We start from the raw sequence: 23,764 nt of genomic DNA, 5'->3' as shown, positions 1-23,764 counted from the left end.
GTGAAAGGGAGTATATGAGTGGCTATTAGAGATATTGTATTGCACCCGAATGAGGTGCTTGAAGTGGAATGCGCGCCTGTCGAGCATTTCGATAAAGAATTGCATCAGTTGCTTGATGATATGTTTGAGACAATGTATCAAGCAGATGGAGCGGGTCTAGCTGCTCCGCAAATTGGCATTAAACAGCAAGTCGCAGTTGTTGATACGAGAGAAGAAGAAGCATTAGAATTAATCAATCCTAAGGTCGTGAAGGCTTCTGGTAAAGAGGTGGATCTTGAAGGTTGTTTAAGTTTTCCTGGACTGTTTGGAGAAGTAGAACGCCCGTATACGATCACACTAAAAGCCCAAAATCGTTTTGGACGTGAATTCAAACTGAAAGCAGAGGGGTTCTTTGCGAGAGCGATTCAGCATGAAATCGATCATCTTCATGGCGTGCTTTTTACTGAGAAAGTTATTCGGTATGTCGATCCTGAACAGGAAGGCGAGAGTGAGTAACGATGACGAAAATTGTATTTATGGGTACACCAGATTTTTCAGTTCCTGTCCTTGATATGCTTGTAGAAGAAGGTTATAGCATAGTTGGTGTAGTGACACAACCAGATCGTCCAAAAGGCAGAAAAAGAGTGCTTACACCTCCTCCTGTTAAGGTGGCTGCAGAAAAGCATGGACTTCCGGTGTTACAACCTGAGAAAGTGAAAGACCCTGCACAGCTTCAGCCTATTCTAGATTTAGACCCTGATTTGATCGTAACGGCTGCATTTGGACAAATTCTACCAAAACAGCTGCTTGATGCTCCGAAGTACGGTTGTATTAATGTTCATGCGTCATTGCTACCTGAGCTTCGCGGAGGCGCACCGATTCATTACTCCATCCTTCAGGGGAAAAAAGAAACAGGCATTACGATCATGTATATGGTTGAGAAATTGGACGCAGGCGATATCCTAACACAGTCCGTTGTCCCTATTGAAGAACGTGACAATACTGGAACACTTCATGATAAATTAAGTGCTTCAGGCTCTGAGCTTTTGAAAGAAACGTTGCCACAGCTTCTAAACGGTGAATTAACTCCTGTAAAGCAAAACGATGAAGAGGCTACTTTTGCCCCTAACATTAAACGAGAGCAGGAGAAGATCGACTGGACGAAGACTGGTGAAGAAATTTATAACCAGGTACGTGGATTGCATCCATGGCCAGTCGCGTTTACAGAGTATGATGGAAAAGTGATGAAGATTTGGTGGGCTGAGAAAGTAGAGAGTGCTGAGAAGGCAGATCCAGGTTCTGTTTTATATACGGATGCAGATGGTCCGGTCGTAGCAACAGGCAACTCAACAGCAATCAAGTTAACGGAGATTCAACCATCAGGAAAAAAACGTATGACATCCGCACAGTATTTACAAGCAAGAACATTCGAGAAAAATGAGAGATTTGGTGAATAGTATGACAAATGTAAGAGAAGCAGCACTTGATGTAATTGAAAAGATTAACAAAAACCAGGCATACAGCAATTTATTGCTGAATGAAACGATTAAGAAGCATAAGCTAAGCCGGAAAGATACAGGCTTATTAACAGAAATCGTATACGGTACGATCCAGCGAAAGAATACACTGGATTTCTACTTAGATGATTTTCTAACAAATCGTAAGAGAATCCAGACGTGGGTCATTTCTCTCTTGCAACTTTCTCTTTATCGAATGGTATATCTTGATCGTGTGCCAGATCGTGCTATCATCCATGAGGCAGTTGAAATAGCAAAAAAACGTGGACACAAAGGCATTAGTGGAATGGTGAATGGGGTACTTCGCAATACCCAAAGAAAAGGACTGAAGAATCCTGAGGATATTGAAGATGTTGCGGAACGCATTTCCATTGCGAAAAGTCATCCGCTATGGCTCGTTAAACGTTGGATTGATCAGCTTGGTGTAGAAGCGACAGAAGCGATGTGTGAAGAAAATCTCCTTTCTCCATATGTGACAGCGCGTGTGAATATGGTACGAACTTCTGTTGATCAAGTTATCGAAGACTTGAAAAAAGAGGGTGTGGAAGCTGTAGAAGGTAGTCTTTCAGTAGATGCCATCAAGGTGATCCAGGGGAAAGTGCTTGATACTGAAGTGTATAAGCGCGGGGATTTAACCATTCAAGATGAAAGTTCGATGCTTGTTGCAAGAGCGCTTGGAATTGAGCCAGGTCAAAAAGTCCTCGACGCATGTGCGGCACCAGGTGGTAAATCTACTCATATTGCAGAAAGATTAAATGGATCAGGACATGTGAATTCGCTTGATTTGCATCCTCATAAAGTTAAATTAATTAAAAAACAGGCACAGCGTCTTAATCTCCGCGCTATTGAAGCAGAAGCCCTCGACAGTAGAAACGTTGCAGATCGCTTCAAGGCAAAGTCATTTGATCGTATTCTTGTTGATGCGCCGTGCACAGGCTTCGGAGTGCTAAGAAGAAAACCAGACATTAAGTGGTCAAAGAAAGAGGATGACATTGAGCGGATTACAAGTGTTCAGAAAGGCATCCTTGCCTCTCAAGCTTCTCTTTTAAAACCAGGTGGAAAATTGGTTTACAGTACGTGTACAATAGAAAGTGTAGAAAACCAGGAAGTGGTAAAACAGTTCCTTGAAGAGCATCCTGATTTTTCACTAGATGAATCATTCTCAAACCGCTTACCAGAAAAAGTAAGAACATATTGTGAAGATGGACAGCTACAGCTACTACCACAGTATTTTGGTACGGATGGATTTTATATCGCGTGTTTAGTTAAAAAATAATGCTGAGTGCTGGTGAATCGTCTTGTAATAGGCGATTCTTCCCGCATTCTTGTGATAAGAGGAGACGGGGTAATCACATGCAAGCAATAGCATTAACTGATCAAGGACAAGTAAGGGCATACAATGAAGATAGCACGAAGGTTGTGCACAATAGTCTAAATGAGTATCTTGTAATTGTTGCAGATGGGATGGGCGGTCATCAGGCAGGTGACGTTGCCAGTGCTCTAGCAGTTGAATCGATGGAGATGAGTTGGGAAGAAGAGAAAGCTGGATTTCGCCCGGGAAGAGCGGAAGCATGGCTATTACATACCATTCGTAAAGCGAATGAAACAATCCTAGCTTTTTCTAAAGAAAAACCTGAATATTCCGGAATGGGAACGACTCTTGTAGCAGCTGTGTGTACGAATGAGTTTATTACAATTGGTCATGTAGGCGATAGCCGCGCATATTTATTCGGCGATCGTGTTCTTGATCAAAAAACAAGTGATCATTCACTTGTGAATGAACTCGTAAAAAGTGGTCAGCTCTCAGAAGAAGAAGCAGAAGATCATCCTCGTAAAAATGTACTATTACGTGCGATTGGAACAGATGAAAACGTTAAGGTAGATGTGCATACCTTTGAATGGGATGAGAATCAATCAGCCCTTTTTTGCTCAGATGGTTTAACGAACAAAGTTTCTGATCGTGAATTAGAGGAAGTTATGAACTCTGACCGATCTCTTCATGAGAAGGGAACAGAACTCATTCGCTTAGCAAATGAAGCAGGCGGAGAAGATAATATCACAGTTGCGATTATTGAGAATTCCTCTAATTCTGGAAGTGAAGGCTCATGCTAGGAAAGCACATAAATGGACGTTACAAACTGCTTGAAGTCATTGGTGACGGCGGAATGGCAATCGTCTATCGAGCTTTAGATTTAATTTTGGATCGTACAGTTGCTGTCAAGCTGCTTCGGCCCGAATTTTCTCAAGATGATGATTTTATAAAGCGATTTCGAAGAGAAGCAGAATCTGCAACGAGTCTAGCTCATCCTAATATCGTTTCCATCTATGATGTAGGGGAGGAAGAAGACTTCTACTATATCGTCATGGAATATGTACCGGGAACAACGCTTAAGCAAAAAATTCGCAACCGTGGAGCACTGCCGATTGAGGAAGCCATTGATATTATGAAGCAAATGACGTCCGCAATTGAGCATGCACATGAGAATCACATCATCCATCGAGATATCAAACCTCATAATATTCTAATAAACGACTACGGAGAAGCAAAAGTAACGGATTTTGGAATTGCGATGGCCGTGACATCTGCAACAATCACGCATACTAACTCCGTTCTTGGTTCTGTGCATTACTTCTCACCTGAGCAGGCGCGTGGCGCTGTAGCAAATGAACGGTCAGATATTTATTCTCTTGGTGTCGTTCTTTATGAAATGGTCACGGGTGTTCTTCCCTTTTCGGGTGATTCCCCCGTATCTGTTGCCCTAAAGCACTTACAAGATCGTTTTCCTAAACCAAGCCTAATTAACACTTCTCTTCCGAAAAACGTGGAACATATTATTATGAAAGCTATGGCAAAAGATCCTGTTCAACGCTACCAAAACGCTGAAGAGCTTTATGAAGCGCTTGAGATGTCGCTAAGTCCAACTAAAATTTACGATAATGCACCTGAGCAGGATGATGCAGATGCTACAAAAGTGTTGGCACCAGTTACTCCTGGCCGCCTTGGTGACAAAATGCAGGAGACAAGGCCTCAAGAACCTGTGCAAAAGACAGAGTCTGATGATCCGCCACCTAAAAAGAAGAAGAAGGCAGGTAAGATTGCTGTGATTGTTTTAGTGATTCTCCTCCTCTTAGGTGGTGCAGCCGCGCTTGCATTTACTTTTATCCCTGATCTCTTCTCAGTAAGTGATGTGGAAGTTCCTGACGTATCTGGAATGACTTATGAAGAAGCAAGATCTGCCCTAATCGAACAAAAGCTGGATGTAAAAAAAAGAAGAGCAATTTAGCGAAGACGTAGAGGAAGACGATGTTATTAAACAGGATCCTACATCAGGTACGATGGTGAAGGAAGATAGCGCCGTTACTTTATATGTCAGTGAAGGTGCTGAAAAAACAGAGCTTGATGATTTTATCGGTAGATCAAAAGATGAGGTTGAACCGTTATTGAAAGAGCAAGGCTTTAAAGGTGTGAAGTATGAAGGTGAATACCGAGATGACCCTGAAGGTGAGATCTATGATCAAAATCCTGAGGCTGGGAAGCTGGTGTTACCAACAGAAGATCGAATTATCATATGGTATAGTTTAGGGTCCGAACCATTTCCATTAGAGGATTTAAAGGAAAAGACAAAAGCAGAAGTGGAAAGCTATGCAGATGATAAAAAGCTAAATCTCTCTTATAATGACCCTGAATTTAGTCAACTTGTTGAAGAAGGTAAAGTCGTCTCTCATTCACCAGGCACTGCTGCGGAAGTGAAAGCTGGAGATGAGATTACAATTACTTTATCAAAAGGTCCAGAACCAGAACCTGAGCCAGAACCCGAACCAGAACCCGAGCCTGATCCAGAACCGGAACCAGAGCCAGAGCCAGAGCCAGAGCCGGAACCGGAACCTTCGCCGGAAGATGAGGCAATCGTTGTTCCAAATTCGTTTAAAATCGATGTGAAAAAGGGAGAAGAGCATTTAATTGAGATTCTCTACAAGGATTCAACGACAGAAGGAGAAGAAATCTCTGAAACGATCACAGAAACGAAAGAGATTAAGTTTGATTTAACCATTTACCCCGGTGAGGAAGCATCATATAAAACATATGTCGATGGGAAAGAAAAAAAGGGAAATTCAAAGACCATTACGTATGACGAAGCGAAACAAAAATATGGAAAAAATGAGTAAGGAGTCCTACATGGCAGATGGAAGAATAATTAAAGCGCTTAGTGGCTTTTATTACGTGCAGGATGAAGAGAATAAGGAAATTTATCAGTGCAGAGGAAGAGGGAATTTTCGGAAGCGAAAAATCACGCCACTTGTTGGTGATTTTGTAAGGTATGAAGCCGAGAACAAAACGGATGGCTATGTATTGGAAATAAAGGAGAGAGAAAACGAATTGGTTCGACCTCCTATTGCTAATGTTGATCAGGCATTTCTTGTTTTCTCAGCAACACAACCTACGTTTAACACACAGCTTCTTGATAAATTTCTTGTGCACATTGAAGCTAGTGATATTCAGCCGATAATCTGTATTACTAAGATTGATTTGGTTGCAGAGGTGGAAGAAAGTGAGATCATGGCCTATGCTGATGATTATCGTGAGATTGGGTATGACGTCATCGTTTCTTCTGCTCAAAGCCTTTCAGGCGTTTCAGAAATCGAGCCTTATTTCCAAGAAAAGGTAACGGTGTTTGCAGGACAGTCAGGAGTAGGGAAGTCTTCCTTATTAAACGCTATTAATCCTGACCTTGAACTAGATACAAGCGATATATCGACTCACCTTGGCCGAGGAAAACATACGACGCGACATGTAGAACTTATTCCTTTCGGCTCAGGCCTTGTTGCAGATACTCCTGGATTTAGCTCATTGGATTTTAGAGGAATTGAAGCCGATGATCTTTGGCTCTACTTCCCTGAGATCAGAATGAAAAGCAGTGAGTGTAAATTTCGCGCTTGCACCCACCAATCAGAGCCGGGGTGTGCAGTAAAAGTAGCCGTCGAAAAAGAAGAAATTCAAGCGTATCGCTATGACCATTATTCTTCTTTCTTCCAGGAAATTAAGGACCAAAAACGGAGGTATTAATTATGATAAAAATCGCCCCTTCTATTTTGGCATCAGACTTTGCCAGATTAGGTGAAGAAGTAAAAGACGTAGAAGCAGCTGGTGCTGACTATATTCACGTAGATGTGATGGACGGTCATTTTGTTCCGAACATTACGATTGGTGCACCAATCGTACGAGCTCTTCGTCCAGTGACATCACTACCGCTTGATGTTCATCTTATGATAGAAAATCCTGACCAATATATCGAAGAGTTTGCTGAAGCTGGAGCGGATATTTTGACCGTTCATGCAGAGGCTTGTCCGCATCTCCACCGCACTATTCAGCTCATTAAAAGTAAAGGTGTGAAGGCGGGTGTTGTTATTAATCCTGCGACGCCTGTTGATTCCATTAAGCACGTGATTGAGGATGTAGATCTAGTCCTATTAATGACGGTCAACCCAGGCTTTGGAGGTCAAGCTTTTATTGAGAGAGTTCTTGCGAAGATTACGGAAACGAAGCAGCTAGCAGATTCTCTTGGTGTAGCTCCAGAAATCGAAGTAGACGGTGGTGTGAACGCGGAGACGGCTCGTGCATGTATTGAAGCAGGTGCCACTGTTCTCGTAGCAGGTTCAGCCATTTATAATCAATCTGATCGGAAAGTAGCCATTGATCAGATACGTCAATCATAAAACAGCGGGGCTTCTCCCGCTGTTTTTTAATAAGACTTTATACAAAAGTTTAGGTTATGGAGGAATTATGATTCATGAAGAAAGATAATCGACTTCTTTTGCTTGTAGAAATAGCTTTAATGGCTGCGGTTGGAGTGATTTTAGATTTATTATCACTCAGGCTCTGGCCAAATGGCGGCTCTGTGTCGCTAGCTATGGTACCTATTTTTCTAATTGCTTATCGAAGAGGACTTGGTGCCGGTTTAACGACAGGGCTTTTAGTTGGTATTTTACAACCTCTAATCGTGCCGCCTTTTTATGTGCATCCTATTCAATTTCTACTAGATTATCCAATTGCATTTATGGTTGTCGGTATGGCGGGGATTTTTAGTGTCAAAGTTGACGAGCCGAAACGGAAGCGCATCACAATGATCATTCTTGGCTGTTTAACCGGATCATTGCTTCGACTTGTGAGTCATTTTATATCTGGTGTGATCTGGTTCGGTGAAATGGCACCAGAAGGTACCCCTGTGGCCTTATACTCCTTTCTTTATAATGCATCTTATTTGTTACCAACTGCTGTTGTATCAATTGTCGTCCTGGCACTGCTCTCACATCAAGCACCTAAGCTGGTGCATGAGCAATGAGGAAGCCTATTTATATTGTTGCGGGAGGACCGGAAGAAGACCTTCCAACCCATCTTCTGACTGAAAGAAATGTAAGGTGGATTGGGGTCGACCGAGGCGTCTATACGCTTCTGAAAAATAACATTATTCCTGAACATGGATTTGGGGATTTTGACTCGGTAACCAATGAAGAAAGAGAATGGATGGAGTCACACGATTTAGCGTTTACCGTCTATCCTTCTGAAAAGGACCACACAGATTTAGAAATCGCTCTTGATTGGGCCATCGATGAAGGTCCTGAAGAGGTTACAATGTTTGGGGTAACAGGTGGCAGGCTTGATCATAGCTGGATGAACGTTCAGATGTTAATTAAGGGCGTGAAGTCAGACGTGAAGCTTGCCATTGAGGATAAATTAAATCGAATGGAAATGAAAGAGCCAGGCACATATACTGTCCAAAAGGATCATCGTTTTCCCTATATGTCTTTTCTCTCCTTTACTCCTGAAGTCAAAGGCTTAACGCTAATTGGATATCGTTATCCCCTTACGAATAGACATATTTCATGGGGGTCAAGTTTATGTATTAGCAATGAACTGATCGAGGAAAATGGGTCTTATTCATTTAATCAGGGCATACTATTGGTGGTAAGAAGTTCGGACGCCGAGCAGGTTTAGGTACTATTTTAATTTCGGCGAATATAATAGTAATGCATCTTATATTCTCATATTGTTCATCCTGGGGTCCATCTTTGACTTTCTGAGGAGGGGGAAATATGAAGTTCTATACGATTAAATTACCAAAGTTTCTCGGTGGTTTTGTGAGAGCAGTGCTAGGGTCTTTCAAAAAAAATGAATAGTTTAGAAACAAAAAAAGCACCCGTTTGGGTGCTTTTTTGCATGTTACTATGCGCGTTCGATTTTGCCTGATTTAAGAGCACGAGCAGATACATAAACTTTCTTAGGTTTACCATCTACCATGATGCGTACCTTTTGAAGGTTAGCACCAAATTTACGTTTAGTTGTATTCAACGCGTGAGAACGTTTGTTACCAAACGAAGTTTTGCGTCCAGTGATTGCACATTTAGCCATTGTTTCTACCTCCTTACTGTCCTACATTGCACAAGAAGTGCAGGATAAATCCTCCACTATAGTATCATGTAGGTGTAGTGAATGCAAGATGTTTAACACGTCTTATCAAGAAAAAAACTTAACAGTAAAAGCTTATCATATTAGAGGTTTTATACGATGAACTTTTATTATGACTAATAGTGTAGTAAAATAACGGTAGCTGTGCATAGGATTTATTTTATTTATTATTTTGGCTATGTAAGCTTATAGTGTTGAATTCTCGATTTTGGCTCATTTGCGTGGAACACTCATTTTACTCATCGTTCAGTAACTCAGCCATTATTTTATGAACAGAATCTATACGAGGATAGAAGTAGTCAAAAGATCAGTACCCAAATCGCTAAGGGAGGAAATATAATGGCAATTGAAATGAAAACCCAATACGGACAGATTGATATTTCGACGGAAGTAGTCGCTGCGATTGCAGGTGGCGCTGCGATTGATTGTTATGGTATCGTTGGAATGGCTTCACAAAAGCAATTGAAAGATGGTATTACAGAACTATTGGGAAAAGATAACTTTAGCAGAGGGATTGTCGTTCGCAAAGAAGAAGACGACGACCTTAACATTGACATGTATATTATCGTGAGCTATGGTACTAAAATTTCTGAAGTAGCCCACAATGTGCAAACAAAAGTGAAATATCAACTTGATCAAATGCTTGGGCTATCAATTGATTCAGTAAACATATACGTCCAAGGGGTTAGAGTAACGAACCCTTAAACGGAGTTAGGAGGAAAAGTCTGTGACGATTCAAAAGATTGATGGGAAGCGTTTTGCGCAAATGGTCCTTGAAGGAGCAAATAACCTTTCAAAGAATGCCAAGATGGTAGATGCGCTTAATGTTTTTCCAGTGCCGGATGGAGATACTGGTACAAATATGAACTTAACAATTACGTCTGGAGCAGCTGAAGTAAGATCAAGCAGTTCAGATAAAGTAGGAGATGTCGCATCTCTTTTTGCAAGAGGATTATTAATGGGCGCACGGGGAAACTCTGGCGTAATTCTTTCTCAGCTATTTCGAGGATTTTCGAAATCGATCGAAGGAAAGTCTGAGATCACAAGTGTTGAACTAGCCGCTGCTCTTGAAAACGGGGTGGATTCTGCCTATAAAGCCGTTATGAAACCAGTGGAAGGTACAATTCTTACAGTAGCTAAAGACGCTGCTCGAAAAGCAGTGAAGTCTTCAAAGAAAATATCAGATGTGGTTGAATTAATGCAGCTAGTAGTTAAAGAGGGGAAAGAATCCCTTAATCGTACTCCTGATCTTCTTCCAGTTCTGAAAGAAGTCGGTGTCGTTGACTCAGGTGGCCAGGGACTTTTACTTATTTATGAAGGGTTTCTAGCGGTGCTAGAAGGAAAAGAAACGCCCGATTCATCCGTTGATCAAGAGAAAATGGACGAACTCGTTAGAGCTGAGCACCACAAAAGTGCGCAGGGTCATATGAAAACGGAAGACATTGAATTTGGTTACTGTACAGAGTTCATGGTTCAATTCGATAATGAGAAGCTTGCGAAATCGCCATATGATGAGGAAGCATTCCGAAACGAACTCGATAAACATGGGGATTCGCTTTTGGTCGTATCTGACGAAGATCTCGTTAAAGTACATATGCATACAGAGTACCCGGGAAATATTATGACGTATGCACAGAATTACGGGAGCTTAATTAAAATTAAGATTGAGAATATGCGTGAGCAGCATTCTACAATCTTAAAAGAAGAACGCCCCGAGTCTGTTAAGCAGGAGAAGCCGGCTGAACGAAAAAAATACGGAATTATTACGGTTTCCATGGGAGACGGGATCGCAACTTTGTTTGAAAGCTTAGGTGCGAACTATGTGATTCCAGGTGGCCAGACGATGAACCCAAGTACTGAAGATATCATTAAAGCGATTGAAGAAGTTTATGCTGAGAATATTATTATCTTACCGAATAATAGTAATATTGTGATGACTGCACAGCAGGCAGCTTCAGTTGTAGATGAGAATGTCATCGTGATTCCTTCTAAAACAGTTCCTCAGGGTATTTCTAGTCTTCTTGGCTTCAATCCATCGGTTGATCCTGAAGCTAATGCGGAAACAATGAAAGAAAGCCTGTCAGCTGTTAAGTCAGGACAAGTTACGTTTGCGGTTAGAGATACTAAGATTGATGGTATCGATATTACGAAGGATGATTTCATGGGAATCGCAGATGGCAAAATTATTGTTTCTGAAAAGGAACGTCTTGAAGTTGCGAAGTCGCTTCTGTCTTCTATGATTACCGAAGATGATGAAATCGTTACGATCATATATGGTGAAGATACAGATCAAGAAGAGGCTGAAAGTATTGTTGCTTATATTGAAGAGCAGTTTGATGAAGTAGAAGTAGAACTTCACGAAGGTAAGCAGCCGATATATAGCTACATCATGGCAGTGGAATAAATGTTTCATATTTGCAGAAAAAGAAACGTGGCTTGAGCCAGGTTTTCTTTTTCTGTAAAGAACATCTTTTGTGAGATAAAGTGTATATGGTGAAAGGTGGCATCAATGTGAAGTTTCGCAGTGTTTTTGACATTATTGGTCCTGTTATGATTGGTCCTTCAAGCTCCCATACGGCTGGAGCTGCTAGAATTGGTCGAGTTGCTAGACATTTGTTTGGTCGTGAGCCAAAGACGATTACAATTTCTCTTTATGGTTCATTTGCAAGAACGTACAAAGGACACGGTACGGATGTTGCCCTAGTCGGTGGCGTGCTTGATTTTGATACTTATGATGAGCGAATAGTGAATGCGCTTACAATTGCGAAAGAGAAGAAAATCAAAGTTCGTTTTACTGAAGAGGATGCCTTAACAGATCACCCTAATACTGCTCGGATTCATCTCACTGATGAGAAGGGTGAACTTGAGCTTGTCGGGATCTCGATAGGTGGAGGTAAAATCGAAGTCATTGAGTTAAATGGGTTTGCGCTCGGTCTTTCAGGGAACAGTCCAGCTATTCTTGTAGTCCATAATGATCGTTTCGGTGCCATTGCAGGTGTATCTAATACGTTAGCAAAGCATGAAATTAATATCGGTCATATGAACGTTTCACGAAAAGAAAAGGGTAAGGAAGCATTGATGACGATTGAAGTGGATCAAAATATCCCTCAAGTTGTATTAGATGAGGTTGAGTCGTTACCGAATATTATTCAAGTCGCAAAAATTAGCGATTAAGTTATAGAGGAGGAATGGGAATGTTTCGTAACGTAGCAGAACTAGTAGAATTAGCGCAATCGAAAAATAAACCAATTTCTGAAATTATGATTGAACAGGAAATGGACTTCAGAGGAAATACCCGAGAAGAAGTTTATGCTCAAATGAAAAATAACCTTGTTGTTATGGAGCAAGCGGTTGAACGAGGAATTAATGAGGATGTTCGCTCTCATTCAGGATTAACTGGCGGAGATGCAGTGCTGCTTCAAAACTATATGAAGACAGGGAATTCACTGTCTGGACAAACGATGCTTGATGCGGTAAGTAAAGCGATCGCTACGAATGAAGTGAATGCAGCGATGGGAACTATTTGTGCGACGCCAACAGCAGGGTCTGCAGGAGTGGTACCTGGGACACTTTTCGCAATTCGAGAGAAAGTGAATCCTACAGAAGAGCAGATGGTGAGATACCTCTTTACTTCAGGAGCATTTGGATTTGTTGTAGCTAATAATGCTTCCATTTCAGGTGCTGCAGGTGGCTGCCAGGCTGAAGTAGGATCAGCAACAGGGATGGCTGCAGCAGCGATAGTGGAATTAATGGGGGGTACACCTGAACAATCTTCTCATGCGTTTGCGATTGCACTTAAGAATATGCTTGGTCTTGTATGTGACCCTGTAGCTGGACTTGTCGAGGTTCCTTGCGTTAAACGAAATGCCATGGGAGCTTCGAACGCACTAGTCGCAGCAGATATGTCTCTTGCGGGCATTACAAGTCGCATTCCTTGTGATGAAGTGATTGATGCAATGTACAAAATTGGGCAATCTATGCCTTCTACTCTTCGAGAAACGGCTCAAGGAGGACTTGCGGCAACGCCAACTGGTCGAGAGTTAGAAGCGAAAATATTTGGAGTATCCCTTGATAGGAAATGAGTGAAGATCAATGGACGATCGGATTACACAGATAAAAGGGATTGGTGATGAGAAAGCAGCTTCTCTTTCATCAATCGGCATAAACAGAATACAAGATTTAATTGAATATTTTCCATTTCGCTATGAAGATTATGAGTTGAAAGATCTCGCTGATGTGAAGCATGAAGAACGAGCTACACTTGAAGGGAAAGTTCATAGTGAACCGGTAGTTCGCTTTTATGGAAAGAAAAAATCACGATTGTCCGTAAGGCTGTTAGTAGGAAAATTCCTCATAACAGCCGTTTTTTTTAATCGTGCTTTTCTAAAAAAGCAGTTTACATTAGGACAGATTGTTACCGTTACTGGCAAATGGGATCAGCATAAAATGACGCTTTCAGCAAATGAAATCACGTTTTCCAGTCATAACCCGGACGGTACAATTGAGCCGGTCTATCCTGTAGGTGGAGACGTGACGGTGAAAGCAATGAAGCGATATATCCAGCTTGCTTTGAATCAGTTTGGAGAACAAATTGAAGAAAACCTTCCGCCTCAAATGCTTGAAAGGTATAAGTTAATGCCAAGGAAGGATGCCATCTTAATGATGCATTCGCCTCCTTCTCATGAAGGACTTAAACAAGCAAGACGTCGTTTTGTTTATGAAGAACTTCTCCAATTTCAGTTAAAAATGCAGATTTTCCGAAAAAGGGAACGTGAAAGCACTGAAGGAGCTTCCCAAGTTTTTGAAAAAGAAAAATTAGAGGAGTTTGTACAAAGCCTTCCTTTTCCCTTAACAGGCGCTCAAAATCGCGTAGTAGGAGAGATTTTGAAGGATATGGAAAGCTCCTATCGCATGAATCGCCTGCTCCAAGGTGATGTAGGTTCTGGTAAAACTGTAGTAGCAGCTATTGGCTTATATGCATCTTACCTAGCTGGTCACCAGGGGGCGTTAATGGTTCCGACGGAAATTCTAGCAGAACAGCATTTCGAATCATTTCAGGATCTCTTATGTAACAGACTAAAGGTGGAACTATTAACTGGGTCTGTGAAAGGTAAGAAGCGTAGAGAGATACTTGAACGACTCGCGGTTGGAGAAGTGGATCTATTAATTGGGACACATGCGTTAATACAAGATGAAGTGGTGTTTCAAAATCTTGGACTAGTTATTACAGATGAACAGCATCGGTTTGGAGTAGGGCAGCGCAGAGTACTAAGAGAAAAGGGACTAAGTCCAGATGTTCTTTATATGACGGCAACACCTATACCGAGGACGCTTGCTATTTCGGTGTTTGGTGATATGGATGTTTCGACGATAGATGAAATGCCTGCAGGGCGTAAACCAATTGAGACATATTGGGCAAAGCCAGGGATGCTACCACGTGTCATCGATTTTGTGAAAAAAGAATTGGATCAAGGCAGACAGGGCTATGTTATCTGCCCGCTTATTGAAGAATCAGAGAAGTTGGATGTACAAAATGCGATTGATGTTCATTTTCAAATGCAAACAGCATTGCCTGACTATCAAGTAGGTTTAATGCATGGACGTCTAAGCTCAGATGAAAAGGAAGCCGTAATGGAAGAATTCAGTACGAATGACATCCAGCTTCTTGTATCTACAACAGTTGTTGAGGTTGGGGTGAACGTCCCAAATGCAACAATTATGGTAATCTATGATGCAGAACGATTTGGTCTTGCTCAACTTCATCAACTGAGAGGTCGAGTTGGTCGTGGAAATGAGCAATCTTATTGCATATTACTAGCAGATCCGAAATCTGAAGTAGGGAAAGAGCGAATGCAAATTATGACAGAATCGAATGACGGCTTTGTTCTTTCTCAGCGTGATTTAGAACTTCGGGGACCTGGCGACTTTTTTGGACGTAAACAAAGTGGTTTGCCTGAATTTAAAGTAGCCGACCTGGTGCATGATTATCGAGTGCTAGAAGTAGCTCGAAATGATGCAGCTGCTCTCGTAGAGTCCACCGCATTTTGGGAAGATGGGACATACCGCAGTTTACGAGACTATCTGACAGAGCAGGGCGTTTTAAGTGGAGAAAAATTGGATTAGCTTGCATAATCAACATGCTCGGTATATACTACCTTTTAGGACCTAGTCATAAGACTGAGATAAAGAGGATCAACTTGATCCTCTTTATCCGTTTATTAATGCTAGATAGGCGGCGGTAGTATATGAAGAGGAGTAAGAAAGATCGGCAAAGTCAGCTAAAGGATACGATTGAGAGCACTCCCTTTATCACAGATGAGGAGCTTGCTGATAAATTTAATGTAAGCATTCAAACCATCAGACTAGATCGTCTTGAGCTCTCCATTCCAGAATTAAGAGAGCGAATTAAGTATGTAGCACAACAGCAGCTTGATGAGGTGAAAGCACTTCCGATTGATGAAGTAATCGGTCAGGTGGTCGATTTACAGCTTGATGAAAGTGCGATTTCCATATTGGACATTCGCCCTGAACACGTTTTTTCAAGAAACAAAATCGCAAGAGGACATCACCTTTTTGCGCAGGCGAATTCACTTGCTGTTGCTATAATTGATGATGAGCTTGCACTGACAGCAAAAGCAAATATCCGCTTTTCAAGTCAGGTGAATGAAGGAGAGCGAGTTGTTGCGAAAGCTGTAGTGACAGATCAACGGAAAGACCGGACAACGGTTGAAGTGAATAGCTTCGTCCAGAATGAGAATGTCTTTTCTGGTGAATTTGTCATGTATCGCTCGACTAAATCCTGAAGGGAAGTTGTTTGAAAATGAGACTTGCAATTGACGCAATGGGTGGAGACAACGCACCTGATGCCATTATAGATGGTGTATATGAAGCGATTGAGGCATTCAATGATTTGTCAGTAACGATTGTGGGTGATGAAACTAAAATCAACCCGCTATTAAAAGGAAATAAGGATCGAATAACGGTATTACATACGGAAGAATACATCTCATCAGACGATCAACCAGTAAAAGCTGTTCGACGAAAGAAAAACGCTTCGATGGTTTTAGCTGTGAACGAAGTAAAGGAAGGTCGGGCAGATGCCGCTATATCAGCTGGTAATACTGGTGCGTTAATGGCAGCAGGATTGCTCTACGTTGGCCGTATTAAGGGGATTGATCGTCCAGGATTAGCTCCTACGCTCCCAACAATTGACGAAGCTGGTTTTGTGCTACTTGATGTTGGCGCCAATATGGATGCGAAACCAGAACACCTTCTCCAATATGCTCATATGGGCTCGGTTTATGCAGAGAAAGTGCGAGGTATCGAGAACCCTCGCATAGGTCTTTTGAACATTGGAACAGAAGAAGGTAAAGGGAATGAGCTAAGCAAACAGGCGTTTTCCCTGCTTCAAGAAAGTGGATTGAACTTTGTTGGAAACGTAGAGTCAAGGGACATTCTTGGTAATGAAGCGGATGTCGTCGTCTGTGATGGGTTCTCAGGGAATCTAGTATTAAAGACGATTGAAGGAACGGCTCTCACAATGTTTAAGATGCTAAAAGAAGAGCTTACAAGCTCATTTACAAGTAAATTAGCAGCGGGAGTATTAAAACCGAAGCTGAAGAATTTAAGCACGAAGCTAGATTATTCAGAGTACGGTGGCGCAGGCTTATTTGGTCTGAACGCTCCTGTGATTAAAGCGCATGGATCTTCTAATGGAAGAGCTGTTTTCAGTGCGATTAAGCAAGCTAGAACAATGGTCACTGGAAATGTTGTGACCGCCATTCAATCATCTCTTGTTAAAGAGGAAGGAGAGTAATTATGGGTAAAACAGCCTTTTTATTCCCGGGCCAAGGTTCACAGGCAGTCGGGATGGGACAGGATTTTATGGAAGCTTATTCTGTATCAAAAGATGTATTTACAGAAGCGGATCATCGCTTAAACTTTGAATTAACTAAATTGATTATGAACGGTCCAATTGAGACGCTAACGAGAACGGAAAATGCACAGCCCGCTCTTGTGACAACGAGCGTAGCAGTTCTTGAAGCTCTTCGCGAAAAAGGCATTACAGCTGATTATACGGCTGGTCATAGTCTTGGGGAATATTCTGCCCTCGTCGCTTCAGGTGCTCTATCCTTTTCCGATGCCGTTTTTGCGGTTAGAAACCGGGGGCTTTATATGGAAGAAGCAGTTCCTTCAGGTGAAGGTGCAATGGCAGCGATTATGGGAATGGAGCGAGAAGAGTTACAACAAGTAGTTGACGAGGTATCGGCTTCTACTGATACTGTGCAGCTTGCAAACCTAAATAGTCCTGGACAAATTGTCATTTCAGGCGCAAAAGCGGGTGTTGAGAAAGCTTCAGAAGTAGCAAAAGAGAAGGGCGCTAGGCGCGTGATTCCACTTCAAGTAAGTGGGCCGTTCCACTCTAGTCTTATGAAGCCTGCTGCCGATCAGCTATCTGGCATACTTGAAACAATTGATATAAAGAATGCATCGATTCCAGTCATTGCTAACGTTACGGCTGAACCATCTACTTCTGCTGAAGAGATTCAGAACCACTTATTGGAGCAAATCTATTCACCCGTTCTATGGGAAGATACGGTAAGAAAACTAATGGACCTTGGTGTTGATACGTTTATTGAAATTGGTCCAGGTAATGTCCTTTCCGGTCTTGTCAAAAAGGTTAACCGTCGTGCATCTGTTCATGCAGTCGGAACTCCAGAACAACTCGATCAACTCATTGCTAAGTTAGGAGAGGAATAAACGATGGCTGAAAATAAAACGGCTCTAGTAACAGGAGCCTCCCGAGGTATTGGACGCGCAATTGCATTAGAGCTTGCTAAAGAGGGCATGAACATAGCTGTCAATTATGCAGGAAGTGAAGCGAAAGCAAATAGCGTTGTAGACGAAATTAAAGCAGCTGGTGGAAATGCGATTGCGATTAAAGCAAACGTAGCAAGCATGGAAGAAGTTCAGGGCATGATTAAGGAAGTTGTTTCAACTTTCGGAAGTCTTGAGGTGCTTGTGAATAATGCCGGCATTACACGTGATAATCTCATTATGCGCATGAAGGAAGAAGAGTGGGATTCCGTTATCGACACAAACTTAAAAGGTGTCTTTAACTGTACGAAGTCCGTTACTCGTCAAATGATGAAACAGCGCTACGGTCGCATTGTAAACGTAGCATCTGTCGTGGGTGTAGCTGGGAATGCAGGTCAAGCTAACTATGTAGCAGCGAAAGCAGGCGTGATCGGTTTAACGAAAACAACTGCTAAAGAGCTTGCTAGTCGCAACATTACGGTTAATGCGCTTGCGCCTGGTTTCATCGAAACTGATATGACAGACGAACTTTCTGATGAAGTGAAAAGCGGAATGAAAGGTCAAATTCCACTTGGAAGACTCGGTGCAGCTGAGGACATCGCTAAAGCAACGAAATTTCTCGTTTCTGACGATGCCAATTATATTACAGGTCAAACGCTTCATATTGACGGCGGCATGATCATGTAACTTTTTCAACAACATCTAGTTTTTTTTGTTTTATATATCCTATAATAGCTTGAGGGGAGGTGAGTCTAATGGCAGATACACTAGAGCGTGTAACAAAAATTATTGTTGATCGTCTTGGAGTTGAAGAATCTGAAATTAAACCAGAAGCTTCTTTCAAAGACGACCTTGGTGCCGATTCCCTTGATGTAGTGGAATTAGTCATGGAACTTGAAGATGAATTTGATCTTGAAATTTCCGATGAAGATGCTGAGAAAATTGTAACAGTTGGCGATGTAATTGATTACATAAACAGCCATCAATAATCTTCAGGATCACCCTGAAGTTGTGGAATAAACCTCGCTAGCCTGGGGGTTTATTCCTATTAATGATTAAAGCTCCAGAGTACAAAGAGGATAGTGATAAGTCGTGGAGGTATCTATGTCCAAATCAAAACATTCACCAAAAACGAGAGCCAGACGTTTCAAACCTAAGCATTCACGACAACTCGTGGTTGGAGAGGCAATCAGATCGCAATTCACTGCTTTTCAAAAGGAAATTGGTGTATCGTTCGAAAATGAACAGCTTCTTTTTCAAGCTTTTACCCATTCATCCTATGTGAATGAGCATCGACTGCATCCGCAGATGGATAATGAACGTCTTGAATTTCTTGGAGATGCCGTACTTGAGCTTACGATATCAAGATACTTATATGAAAAGTACCCGAATATGAGTGAAGGCCAGCTAACGAAGCTAAGAGCCGCAATTGTTTGTGAACCATCACTTGTTCAGTTTGCAAATGACATGAATTTTGGACATCTCGTGCTTCTTGGCAAAGGAGAAGAGATGACGGGTGGTAGAATGCGCCCTGCCCTTCTTGCTGATGTATTCGAGTCATTCGTCTGTGCTTTGTATCTTGATCAAGGTCTTGAAGTCGTCTTTGAATTTCTTGAGAAGTTTGTTTATCCCAAAATTAACGCCGGTGCTTTTTCTCATGTGATGGATTATAAAAGCCAGCTTCAGGAAGTTATTCAGCGTGAAAGCCTTGGCGTGATTGATTACGTTATTACCGATGAAAAAGGACCCGCACATAACAGAGAGTTCTCCTCGAAAGTTATGTTAAATGGAAGTGATCTTGGTGTTGGGGTCGGACGCTCAAAGAAAGAAGCCGAACAAATGGCCGCTCAAAAAGCACTTATAAACTTAAAAGATCGTAATGAAAAAGAATCCTGATCCCAGGATTCTTTTTCATTAGATTCATTCTCTTTTAACTAACGATTTAGGATGCGCGCAATTTGCCTAGTTCAGCTAAGATTGCCTGCATTTCTGCAACACTAAGTGATTGTTTTTTGTTTAACATCACATAGATTTCATGAATATCTTCATAAGAAGATAAATCGAATGATTCTGGCTTAATCATGCCAGAATTGATCACCTGCATTTTTTCTTTAATGCTCTCAACCATAAAAGCTAGATTTTCTTCTGATTTAATGGAAAGATCCATTCGTAACACCTGCCTTATTCATTTGACTTAATTAATGACGACATGTCGCCATGCTATGTACCATTTCCCAATCAAGTAACAATGAGAGAGTCATTGTCTTGCTTTAGGGTTTTCCTTATTGTAACATGTCTCAGCTCAGTATCGTAGAGGTCATTGTTTTATGATAAAATAAGACAGTTAGTGATGAAAGTAAACCAAACGTTTTGATTCGCATACATAGATAAAACAGATGAGGGGGAAAGATGATGTTCCTCAAACGATTAGATGTAGTCGGCTTTAAGTCATTCGCCGATCGTATTTCAGTTGAGTTTGTCCCAGGAGTAACATCAGTTGTCGGCCCGAACGGGAGCGGCAAAAGTAATATAAATGACGCCATTCGCTGGGTACTTGGTGAACAATCAGCCAAGTCACTTAGAGGTGCTAAAATGGAAGATATCATTTTCGCAGGTAGCGATACGAGAAAGGCGGTCAACTTAGCAGAAGTAACGCTTACGCTTGATAATACTAATCAATATCTACCGATTGACTATAATGAGGTTAGTGTCACGAGGCGTGTATATCGATCGGGAGATAGCGAGTATTTATTAAATAACCAGACATGTCGTTTAAAAGATATCATTGAGCTCTTCATGGATTCTGGGCTAGGGAAAGAATCATTTTCCATTATTGGTCAAGGTAGAATTGAAGAGATTCTTAGTAGCAAATCTGAAGAACGTCGCAAGATTTTTGAAGAAGCTGCGGGCGTGTTGAAATATAAAACCCGCAAGACGAAGGCGGAAACTCGTTTAAAAGAGACAGAAGATAACCTCCACCGCGTCGAGGATATTCTTTATGAGCTGGAGGATCAAGTTGAACCACTCCGCATGCAGGCATCGATCGCCAAAGATTACTTGCAAAAGCGAGAAGACTTGGAAAAGATTGAAGCGGCACTAACGGTTCATGAAATTGAAGAGTATCATCAATCATGGAAGCAAAAGAAAGCTGAATTGGATTCGTTAAAGGAGAGAGAAAGCAGTCTCGGCGATTCCATTAAGGTTAAGAAAGAAGAGCTAACGAATATTAGATTAAAGCTTGATCAGTCTGAGAGTAAGTTAGAAGCTTATCAGCAGCAGCTCCTTGATACGAGTGAAGAGTTAGAGAAGCTTGAAGGAAAGAAAGAAGTGCTTAAGGAACGGAAAAAAAATGCGCATCAAAATCGCACTAATTTGAGTGAGCGTATGACGTTTTTACAAGAGAAAAAAAGTTATTATGAGAAAGAAATTGAGCATCACTATAAACGCTTTGATCAGCAAAAGAAAGAATTAAGTGACTTAAAGGCCAGTCTTAAAAAAGAAACAGAGCTTCTTTCTGATATTGAGCAAGACATTGAACAAGAACTTGATCATATGAAATCGGATTACTTCGAGCTACTTAACGAACAAGCGTCGATTCGAAACGAAAACCGCTATCTTCAAGATCAGCTTTCTGTTCTTAATCAGCGTAAGGAGCGACTGGATGGAGATAATCATAAATACATTGAAGAACGAAGCGCTGTGGACGAAAAGAAAGAGGAACGTTCTGCAAAATTAGCCGAATCCAAGAAGCTACTTGAAGCTCACGTGTCTCGGTTCTATAAAAGCAAGCATGACGTGGAAGAGAAAAAGAAAGAGCTTGGTGAGAAAGAATCTAAGCTTTATCAAGCTTATCAATATATTCAACAATACAAGTCTAAGAAAGAAATGTTAGAAGAAATGCAGGATGATTATGCTGGTTTCTTCCAGGGTGTTAAAGAAGTACTCAAAGCTCGCGAAGACCTTACTGGGATTGAAGGGGCAGTTGCGGAACTAATAACAGTACCTAAAGATGTAGAAACAGCGCTTGAAACGGCCCTTGGCGGTGCGATGCAGAATGTCGTTGTTCGTGATGAGGCTGCAGGAAGACAGGCGATCTCATTCTTGAAGAAGAACCGTTCCGGAAGAGCCACTTTCCTTCCGCTGTCAGTCGTGAAATCAAGAAAAATTTCGAACTATGATTTAGATCGTGCTAAGGAAAATGAAGCTTTCGTAGGCGTGGCTTCCGAACTCATCACATACGATCCGAAGTATCAGGCCGTGATGGAGAACTTATTAGGCTCTGTTCTCGTAGCTAAAGACCTAAAGGGTGCAAACGAACTTGCAAAAATCATGCAATATCGAACGCGCGTCGTAACCCTTGAAGGTGATGTTGTTAATCCAGGTGGCTCTATGAGCGGAGGTAGTGTGAAGCAAAAATCATCATCGCTTCTAAGTCGTCAGCGAGATCTTGAACTACTGATCAACAAGCTTGACGATATGCAGAAGAAGACCGCTGTAGCCGAGCAGGAGATCAAGCAGGATAAAGCAATATTAGCGGATCTTGAAGAGAACCTTGATGAAATGCGCGAACGAGGAGAGAATCTTAGACTTGAAGAACAGTCTCTTCTTGGTGATTTGAGAGCAATTGAAGGAGACGAACGGAACACAAACGAACGTCTGCAGCTGTACGATCGAGAGAAGAAAGCGATCGATGAGGAAGTAGAAACTCATCAGAAGCGGCACGTTTATTTGACCGAACGTCTTGAGGTGATTACTCAACAAGCAGAAGAACTTGAAGGTAAGATCGAGAACCTGACTGCTAAGAAACAAACGCAGCAAACGTCTCGTGAGACAATACAAACTGAGATCACAGACCTTAAAGTGAAAGTGGCGGAGCACCAGCAATCATTCCAGAATCAGAAAGAGACGCTGGACCGCTTAACGTCTGAACAAAATGAAACGAATGCTCAGCTAACCGAAACAACCGAAGAATTTACGCTCCTATCAGAAGCTATGTCTTCCAATTCTAATGGTGAGGAGAAGCTTGACCAAAATATCGTCTCATTCCGATCTGAGAAAGAGAAGCTTCTTACAACACTACAGAATGAACGTGAAGTGAAGTTATCTTTACAACAGGAGATTGAATCTGTCAGTAGCAAGCTCGATCTATTAATCGCAGAGGAAAAGCAGCTTTCAGGATTAATGCAGGCCGTTGAGGTGCGGATTAACAGACTTGATGTAGAACTTGAGAACAGGTTAGCTATTTTAAGTGAAGAGTATGGACTGACTTATGAAGCGGCGAAAGAAAAGCACATTCTTACACTGGAACCTGAAGATGCTAAGCGTAAGCTAAAGCTCATTAAGCTAGAAATTGATGAGCTTGGTACCGTTAATCTTGGTGCGATAGATGAGTATGAACGAGTGAATGATCGCTATACGTTTCTTAGTGAACAGCAAGCGGATCTTCTTCAAGCGAAAAAAACATTGTATGATGTGATCGAGGAAATGGATCAAGAGATGAAAAAGCGCTTTGAAGATACATTTACTAAAATACGAGCGCAGTTCCAAATTGTCTTTAAGGAATTGTTTGGTGGAGGTAAAGCAGATCTCGTACTAACAGATCCGGATAATCTTCTTTCAACAGGCGTGGATATATTAGCACAACCGCCAGGGAAGAAACTTCAACATTTAGCGCTTCTATCAGGAGGAGAACGAGCTTTCACGGCCATCGCTCTCTTATTCTCGATTTTAAAAGTTCGACCTGTTCCGTTTTGCGTCCTGGATGAAGTAGAAGCAGCGCTAGACGATGCGAACGTCAATCGATTTGCGAAATATTTAAAGCAATTTAGTGAAAAAACGCAGTTTATTGTGATTACACACAGAAAAGGTACAATGGAAGAGTCTGATGTTCTATATGGCGTTACAATGCAAGAGTCAGGTGTATCCCGACTCGTTTCCGTTAGACTTGAAGAATCGAAGCAATTAATATCGCAATAATGAGTAGGGG

General features: G+C 41.7%; 25 protein-coding genes. 23 read left to right on the top strand and 2 right to left on the bottom strand.

From position 1 onward, the window contains the following. The first annotated feature begins 18 nt into the window (after positions 1-18). The 11 genes from def (at position 19) to spoVM (ending at position 8,672) form a co-directional block, all read left to right on the top strand. Positions 19-495 carry a peptide deformylase gene (gene def, locus ACIFPW_RS05840; RefSeq protein WP_430242752.1) on the top strand — a complete coding sequence of 159 codons (477 nt, stop codon included), beginning with the start codon at positions 19-21 and terminating at the stop codon, positions 493-495. Positions 496-497: 2 nt separating this feature from the next. Then, positions 498-1,436 carry a methionyl-tRNA formyltransferase gene (fmt, locus tag ACIFPW_RS05835; protein ID WP_430242750.1) on the top strand — a complete coding sequence of 313 codons (939 nt, stop codon included), beginning with the start codon at positions 498-500 and terminating at the stop codon, positions 1,434-1,436. 1 nt (position 1,437) lies between these two features. Beyond that, on the top strand, positions 1,438-2,772 hold the full coding sequence (rsmB, locus tag ACIFPW_RS05830; protein WP_430242747.1) for a 16S rRNA (cytosine(967)-C(5))-methyltransferase RsmB: 1,335 nt from the start codon (positions 1,438-1,440) through the stop codon (positions 2,770-2,772). Positions 2,773-2,849: 77 nt separating this feature from the next. Continuing rightward, positions 2,850-3,608 carry a Stp1/IreP family PP2C-type Ser/Thr phosphatase gene (locus ACIFPW_RS05825; protein WP_430242744.1) on the top strand — a complete coding sequence of 253 codons (759 nt, stop codon included), beginning with the start codon at positions 2,850-2,852 and terminating at the stop codon, positions 3,606-3,608. After that, positions 3,602-4,780, top strand: a complete 1,179-nt coding sequence (gene pknB, locus ACIFPW_RS05820) for a Stk1 family PASTA domain-containing Ser/Thr kinase (RefSeq protein ID WP_430242742.1) — start codon at positions 3,602-3,604, stop codon at positions 4,778-4,780. The genes ACIFPW_RS05825 and pknB overlap by 7 nt, the downstream gene beginning before the upstream one ends. A 55-nt stretch (positions 4,781-4,835) precedes the next feature. Continuing rightward, complete coding sequence (locus ACIFPW_RS05815; RefSeq protein WP_430242741.1) at positions 4,836-5,663, top strand: PASTA domain-containing protein; 828 nt, start codon at positions 4,836-4,838, stop codon at positions 5,661-5,663. A 10-nt stretch (positions 5,664-5,673) separates the two neighbouring features. Beyond that, a complete protein-coding gene (gene rsgA / locus ACIFPW_RS05810) occupies positions 5,674-6,561 on the top strand; it encodes a ribosome small subunit-dependent GTPase A (protein WP_430242739.1) in 888 nt (295 codons plus the stop codon). A gap of 2 nt (positions 6,562-6,563) precedes the next feature. Further along, entirely contained in the window at positions 6,564-7,211 is a 648-nt protein-coding gene (rpe, locus tag ACIFPW_RS05805) for a ribulose-phosphate 3-epimerase (RefSeq protein ID WP_430242737.1), read from the top strand. Between the two features lie 74 nt (positions 7,212-7,285). Continuing rightward, positions 7,286-7,837, top strand: coding sequence for an energy-coupled thiamine transporter ThiT (thiT, locus tag ACIFPW_RS05800; protein WP_430242735.1), 552 nt, complete (start codon positions 7,286-7,288; stop codon positions 7,835-7,837). Then, on the top strand, positions 7,834-8,490 hold the full coding sequence (locus ACIFPW_RS05795) for a thiamine diphosphokinase (RefSeq protein ID WP_430242733.1): 657 nt from the start codon (positions 7,834-7,836) through the stop codon (positions 8,488-8,490). The genes thiT and ACIFPW_RS05795 overlap by 4 nt, the downstream gene beginning before the upstream one ends. Before the next feature lie 98 nt (positions 8,491-8,588). Beyond that, positions 8,589-8,672: a stage V sporulation protein SpoVM gene (spoVM, locus tag ACIFPW_RS05790; RefSeq protein WP_048309835.1), complete on the top strand. Its 84-nt coding sequence runs from the start codon at positions 8,589-8,591 to the stop codon at positions 8,670-8,672. Between the two features lie 46 nt (positions 8,673-8,718). Here the strand turns inward: spoVM and rpmB are convergent, their stop codons facing one another. After that, entirely contained in the window at positions 8,719-8,904 is a 186-nt protein-coding gene (gene rpmB / locus ACIFPW_RS05785) for a 50S ribosomal protein L28 (RefSeq protein WP_098443343.1), read from the bottom strand. 396 nt (positions 8,905-9,300) lie between these two features. Here rpmB and ACIFPW_RS05780 point away from each other — a divergent pair, with 396 nt between their 5' ends. The 11 genes from ACIFPW_RS05780 to rnc all read left to right on the top strand — a co-directional run bounded on the left by ACIFPW_RS05780 (position 9,301) and on the right by rnc (position 19,674). Continuing rightward, positions 9,301-9,666, top strand: coding sequence for an Asp23/Gls24 family envelope stress response protein (locus ACIFPW_RS05780; protein WP_194221387.1), 366 nt, complete (start codon positions 9,301-9,303; stop codon positions 9,664-9,666). 22 nt (positions 9,667-9,688) lie between these two features. Further along, on the top strand, positions 9,689-11,365 hold the full coding sequence (locus ACIFPW_RS05775; protein WP_430242730.1) for a DAK2 domain-containing protein: 1,677 nt from the start codon (positions 9,689-9,691) through the stop codon (positions 11,363-11,365). A 107-nt stretch (positions 11,366-11,472) separates the two neighbouring features. Then, the gene (gene sdaAB / locus ACIFPW_RS05770) at positions 11,473-12,135 is read left to right on the top strand and encodes an L-serine ammonia-lyase, iron-sulfur-dependent subunit beta (RefSeq protein WP_226612812.1); all 663 of its coding nucleotides are present in this window, start codon (positions 11,473-11,475) and stop codon (positions 12,133-12,135) included. Between the two features lie 20 nt (positions 12,136-12,155). Next, positions 12,156-13,043 (top strand): L-serine ammonia-lyase, iron-sulfur-dependent, subunit alpha, encoded by an 888-nt coding sequence (sdaAA, locus tag ACIFPW_RS05765; RefSeq protein ID WP_194221390.1) that lies wholly within the window; start codon positions 12,156-12,158, stop codon positions 13,041-13,043. Between the two features lie 10 nt (positions 13,044-13,053). Then, the gene (recG, locus tag ACIFPW_RS05760; RefSeq protein WP_430242727.1) at positions 13,054-15,084 is read left to right on the top strand and encodes an ATP-dependent DNA helicase RecG; all 2,031 of its coding nucleotides are present in this window, start codon (positions 13,054-13,056) and stop codon (positions 15,082-15,084) included. A 122-nt stretch (positions 15,085-15,206) separates the two neighbouring features. After that, the gene (fapR, locus tag ACIFPW_RS05755; RefSeq protein ID WP_430242724.1) at positions 15,207-15,764 is read left to right on the top strand and encodes a transcription factor FapR; all 558 of its coding nucleotides are present in this window, start codon (positions 15,207-15,209) and stop codon (positions 15,762-15,764) included. Between the two features lie 17 nt (positions 15,765-15,781). Next, the gene (plsX, locus tag ACIFPW_RS05750; protein WP_430242722.1) at positions 15,782-16,777 is read left to right on the top strand and encodes a phosphate acyltransferase PlsX; all 996 of its coding nucleotides are present in this window, start codon (positions 15,782-15,784) and stop codon (positions 16,775-16,777) included. A 2-nt stretch (positions 16,778-16,779) separates the two neighbouring features. Next, complete coding sequence (gene fabD / locus ACIFPW_RS05745; RefSeq protein WP_430242719.1) at positions 16,780-17,721, top strand: ACP S-malonyltransferase; 942 nt, start codon at positions 16,780-16,782, stop codon at positions 17,719-17,721. Positions 17,722-17,724: 3 nt separating this feature from the next. Beyond that, entirely contained in the window at positions 17,725-18,465 is a 741-nt protein-coding gene (gene fabG, locus ACIFPW_RS05740) for a 3-oxoacyl-[acyl-carrier-protein] reductase (RefSeq protein ID WP_194221395.1), read from the top strand. Between the two features lie 68 nt (positions 18,466-18,533). Beyond that, the gene (acpP, locus tag ACIFPW_RS05735) at positions 18,534-18,767 is read left to right on the top strand and encodes an acyl carrier protein (protein ID WP_048309824.1); all 234 of its coding nucleotides are present in this window, start codon (positions 18,534-18,536) and stop codon (positions 18,765-18,767) included. A 115-nt stretch (positions 18,768-18,882) separates the two neighbouring features. Continuing rightward, complete coding sequence (gene rnc / locus ACIFPW_RS05730; RefSeq protein ID WP_194221396.1) at positions 18,883-19,674, top strand: ribonuclease III; 792 nt, start codon at positions 18,883-18,885, stop codon at positions 19,672-19,674. 46 nt (positions 19,675-19,720) lie between these two features. Here rnc and ACIFPW_RS05725 read toward each other — a convergent pair whose 3' ends face one another. After that, a complete protein-coding gene (locus ACIFPW_RS05725) occupies positions 19,721-19,945 on the bottom strand; it encodes a DUF1128 domain-containing protein (protein WP_194221397.1) in 225 nt (74 codons plus the stop codon). 245 nt (positions 19,946-20,190) lie between these two features. Here ACIFPW_RS05725 and smc point away from each other — a divergent pair, with 245 nt between their 5' ends. Beyond that, positions 20,191-23,754, top strand: coding sequence for a chromosome segregation protein SMC (smc, locus tag ACIFPW_RS05720; RefSeq protein WP_430242716.1), 3,564 nt, complete (start codon positions 20,191-20,193; stop codon positions 23,752-23,754). Positions 23,755-23,764: the final 10 nt, after the last annotated feature.

Source organism: Pseudalkalibacillus sp. NRS-1564 (assembly GCF_050467905.1).
GTDB lineage: Bacteria > Bacillota > Bacilli > Bacillales > Guptibacillaceae > Guptibacillus > Guptibacillus hwajinpoensis_B.
Note: the sequence above shows the minus strand (reverse complement) of the source record. Positions and strands in the feature narration are given on the sequence as shown.

Bases quoted from the DNA above. Each gene is read 5' to 3' on its own strand.
- fmt (WP_430242750.1), top strand. From the start codon at position 498: ATGACGAAAATTGTATTTATGGGTACACCAGATTTTTCAGTTCCTGTC.
- rsmB (WP_430242747.1), top strand. From the start codon at position 1,438: ATGACAAATGTAAGAGAAGCAGCACTTGATGTAATTGAAAAGATTAAC.
- ACIFPW_RS05825 (WP_430242744.1), top strand. From the start codon at position 2,850: ATGCAAGCAATAGCATTAACTGATCAAGGACAAGTAAGGGCATACAAT.
- pknB (WP_430242742.1), top strand. From the start codon at position 3,602: ATGCTAGGAAAGCACATAAATGGACGTTACAAACTGCTTGAAGTCATT.
- rsgA (WP_430242739.1), top strand. From the start codon at position 5,674: ATGGCAGATGGAAGAATAATTAAAGCGCTTAGTGGCTTTTATTACGTG.
- rpe (WP_430242737.1), top strand. From the start codon at position 6,564: ATGATAAAAATCGCCCCTTCTATTTTGGCATCAGACTTTGCCAGATTA.
- thiT (WP_430242735.1), top strand. From the start codon at position 7,286: ATGAAGAAAGATAATCGACTTCTTTTGCTTGTAGAAATAGCTTTAATG.
- ACIFPW_RS05795 (WP_430242733.1), top strand. From the start codon at position 7,834: ATGAGGAAGCCTATTTATATTGTTGCGGGAGGACCGGAAGAAGACCTT.
- spoVM (WP_048309835.1), top strand. From the start codon at position 8,589: ATGAAGTTCTATACGATTAAATTACCAAAGTTTCTCGGTGGTTTTGTG.
- rpmB (WP_098443343.1), bottom strand. From the start codon at position 8,904: ATGGCTAAATGTGCAATCACTGGACGCAAAACTTCGTTTGGTAACAAA.
- ACIFPW_RS05780 (WP_194221387.1), top strand. From the start codon at position 9,301: ATGGCAATTGAAATGAAAACCCAATACGGACAGATTGATATTTCGACG.
- sdaAA (WP_194221390.1), top strand. From the start codon at position 12,156: ATGTTTCGTAACGTAGCAGAACTAGTAGAATTAGCGCAATCGAAAAAT.
- recG (WP_430242727.1), top strand. From the start codon at position 13,054: ATGGACGATCGGATTACACAGATAAAAGGGATTGGTGATGAGAAAGCA.
- fapR (WP_430242724.1), top strand. From the start codon at position 15,207: ATGAAGAGGAGTAAGAAAGATCGGCAAAGTCAGCTAAAGGATACGATT.
- plsX (WP_430242722.1), top strand. From the start codon at position 15,782: ATGAGACTTGCAATTGACGCAATGGGTGGAGACAACGCACCTGATGCC.
- fabD (WP_430242719.1), top strand. From the start codon at position 16,780: ATGGGTAAAACAGCCTTTTTATTCCCGGGCCAAGGTTCACAGGCAGTC.
- fabG (WP_194221395.1), top strand. From the start codon at position 17,725: ATGGCTGAAAATAAAACGGCTCTAGTAACAGGAGCCTCCCGAGGTATT.
- acpP (WP_048309824.1), top strand. From the start codon at position 18,534: ATGGCAGATACACTAGAGCGTGTAACAAAAATTATTGTTGATCGTCTT.
- rnc (WP_194221396.1), top strand. From the start codon at position 18,883: ATGTCCAAATCAAAACATTCACCAAAAACGAGAGCCAGACGTTTCAAA.
- ACIFPW_RS05725 (WP_194221397.1), bottom strand. From the start codon at position 19,945: ATGGATCTTTCCATTAAATCAGAAGAAAATCTAGCTTTTATGGTTGAG.
- smc (WP_430242716.1), top strand. From the start codon at position 20,191: ATGTTCCTCAAACGATTAGATGTAGTCGGCTTTAAGTCATTCGCCGAT.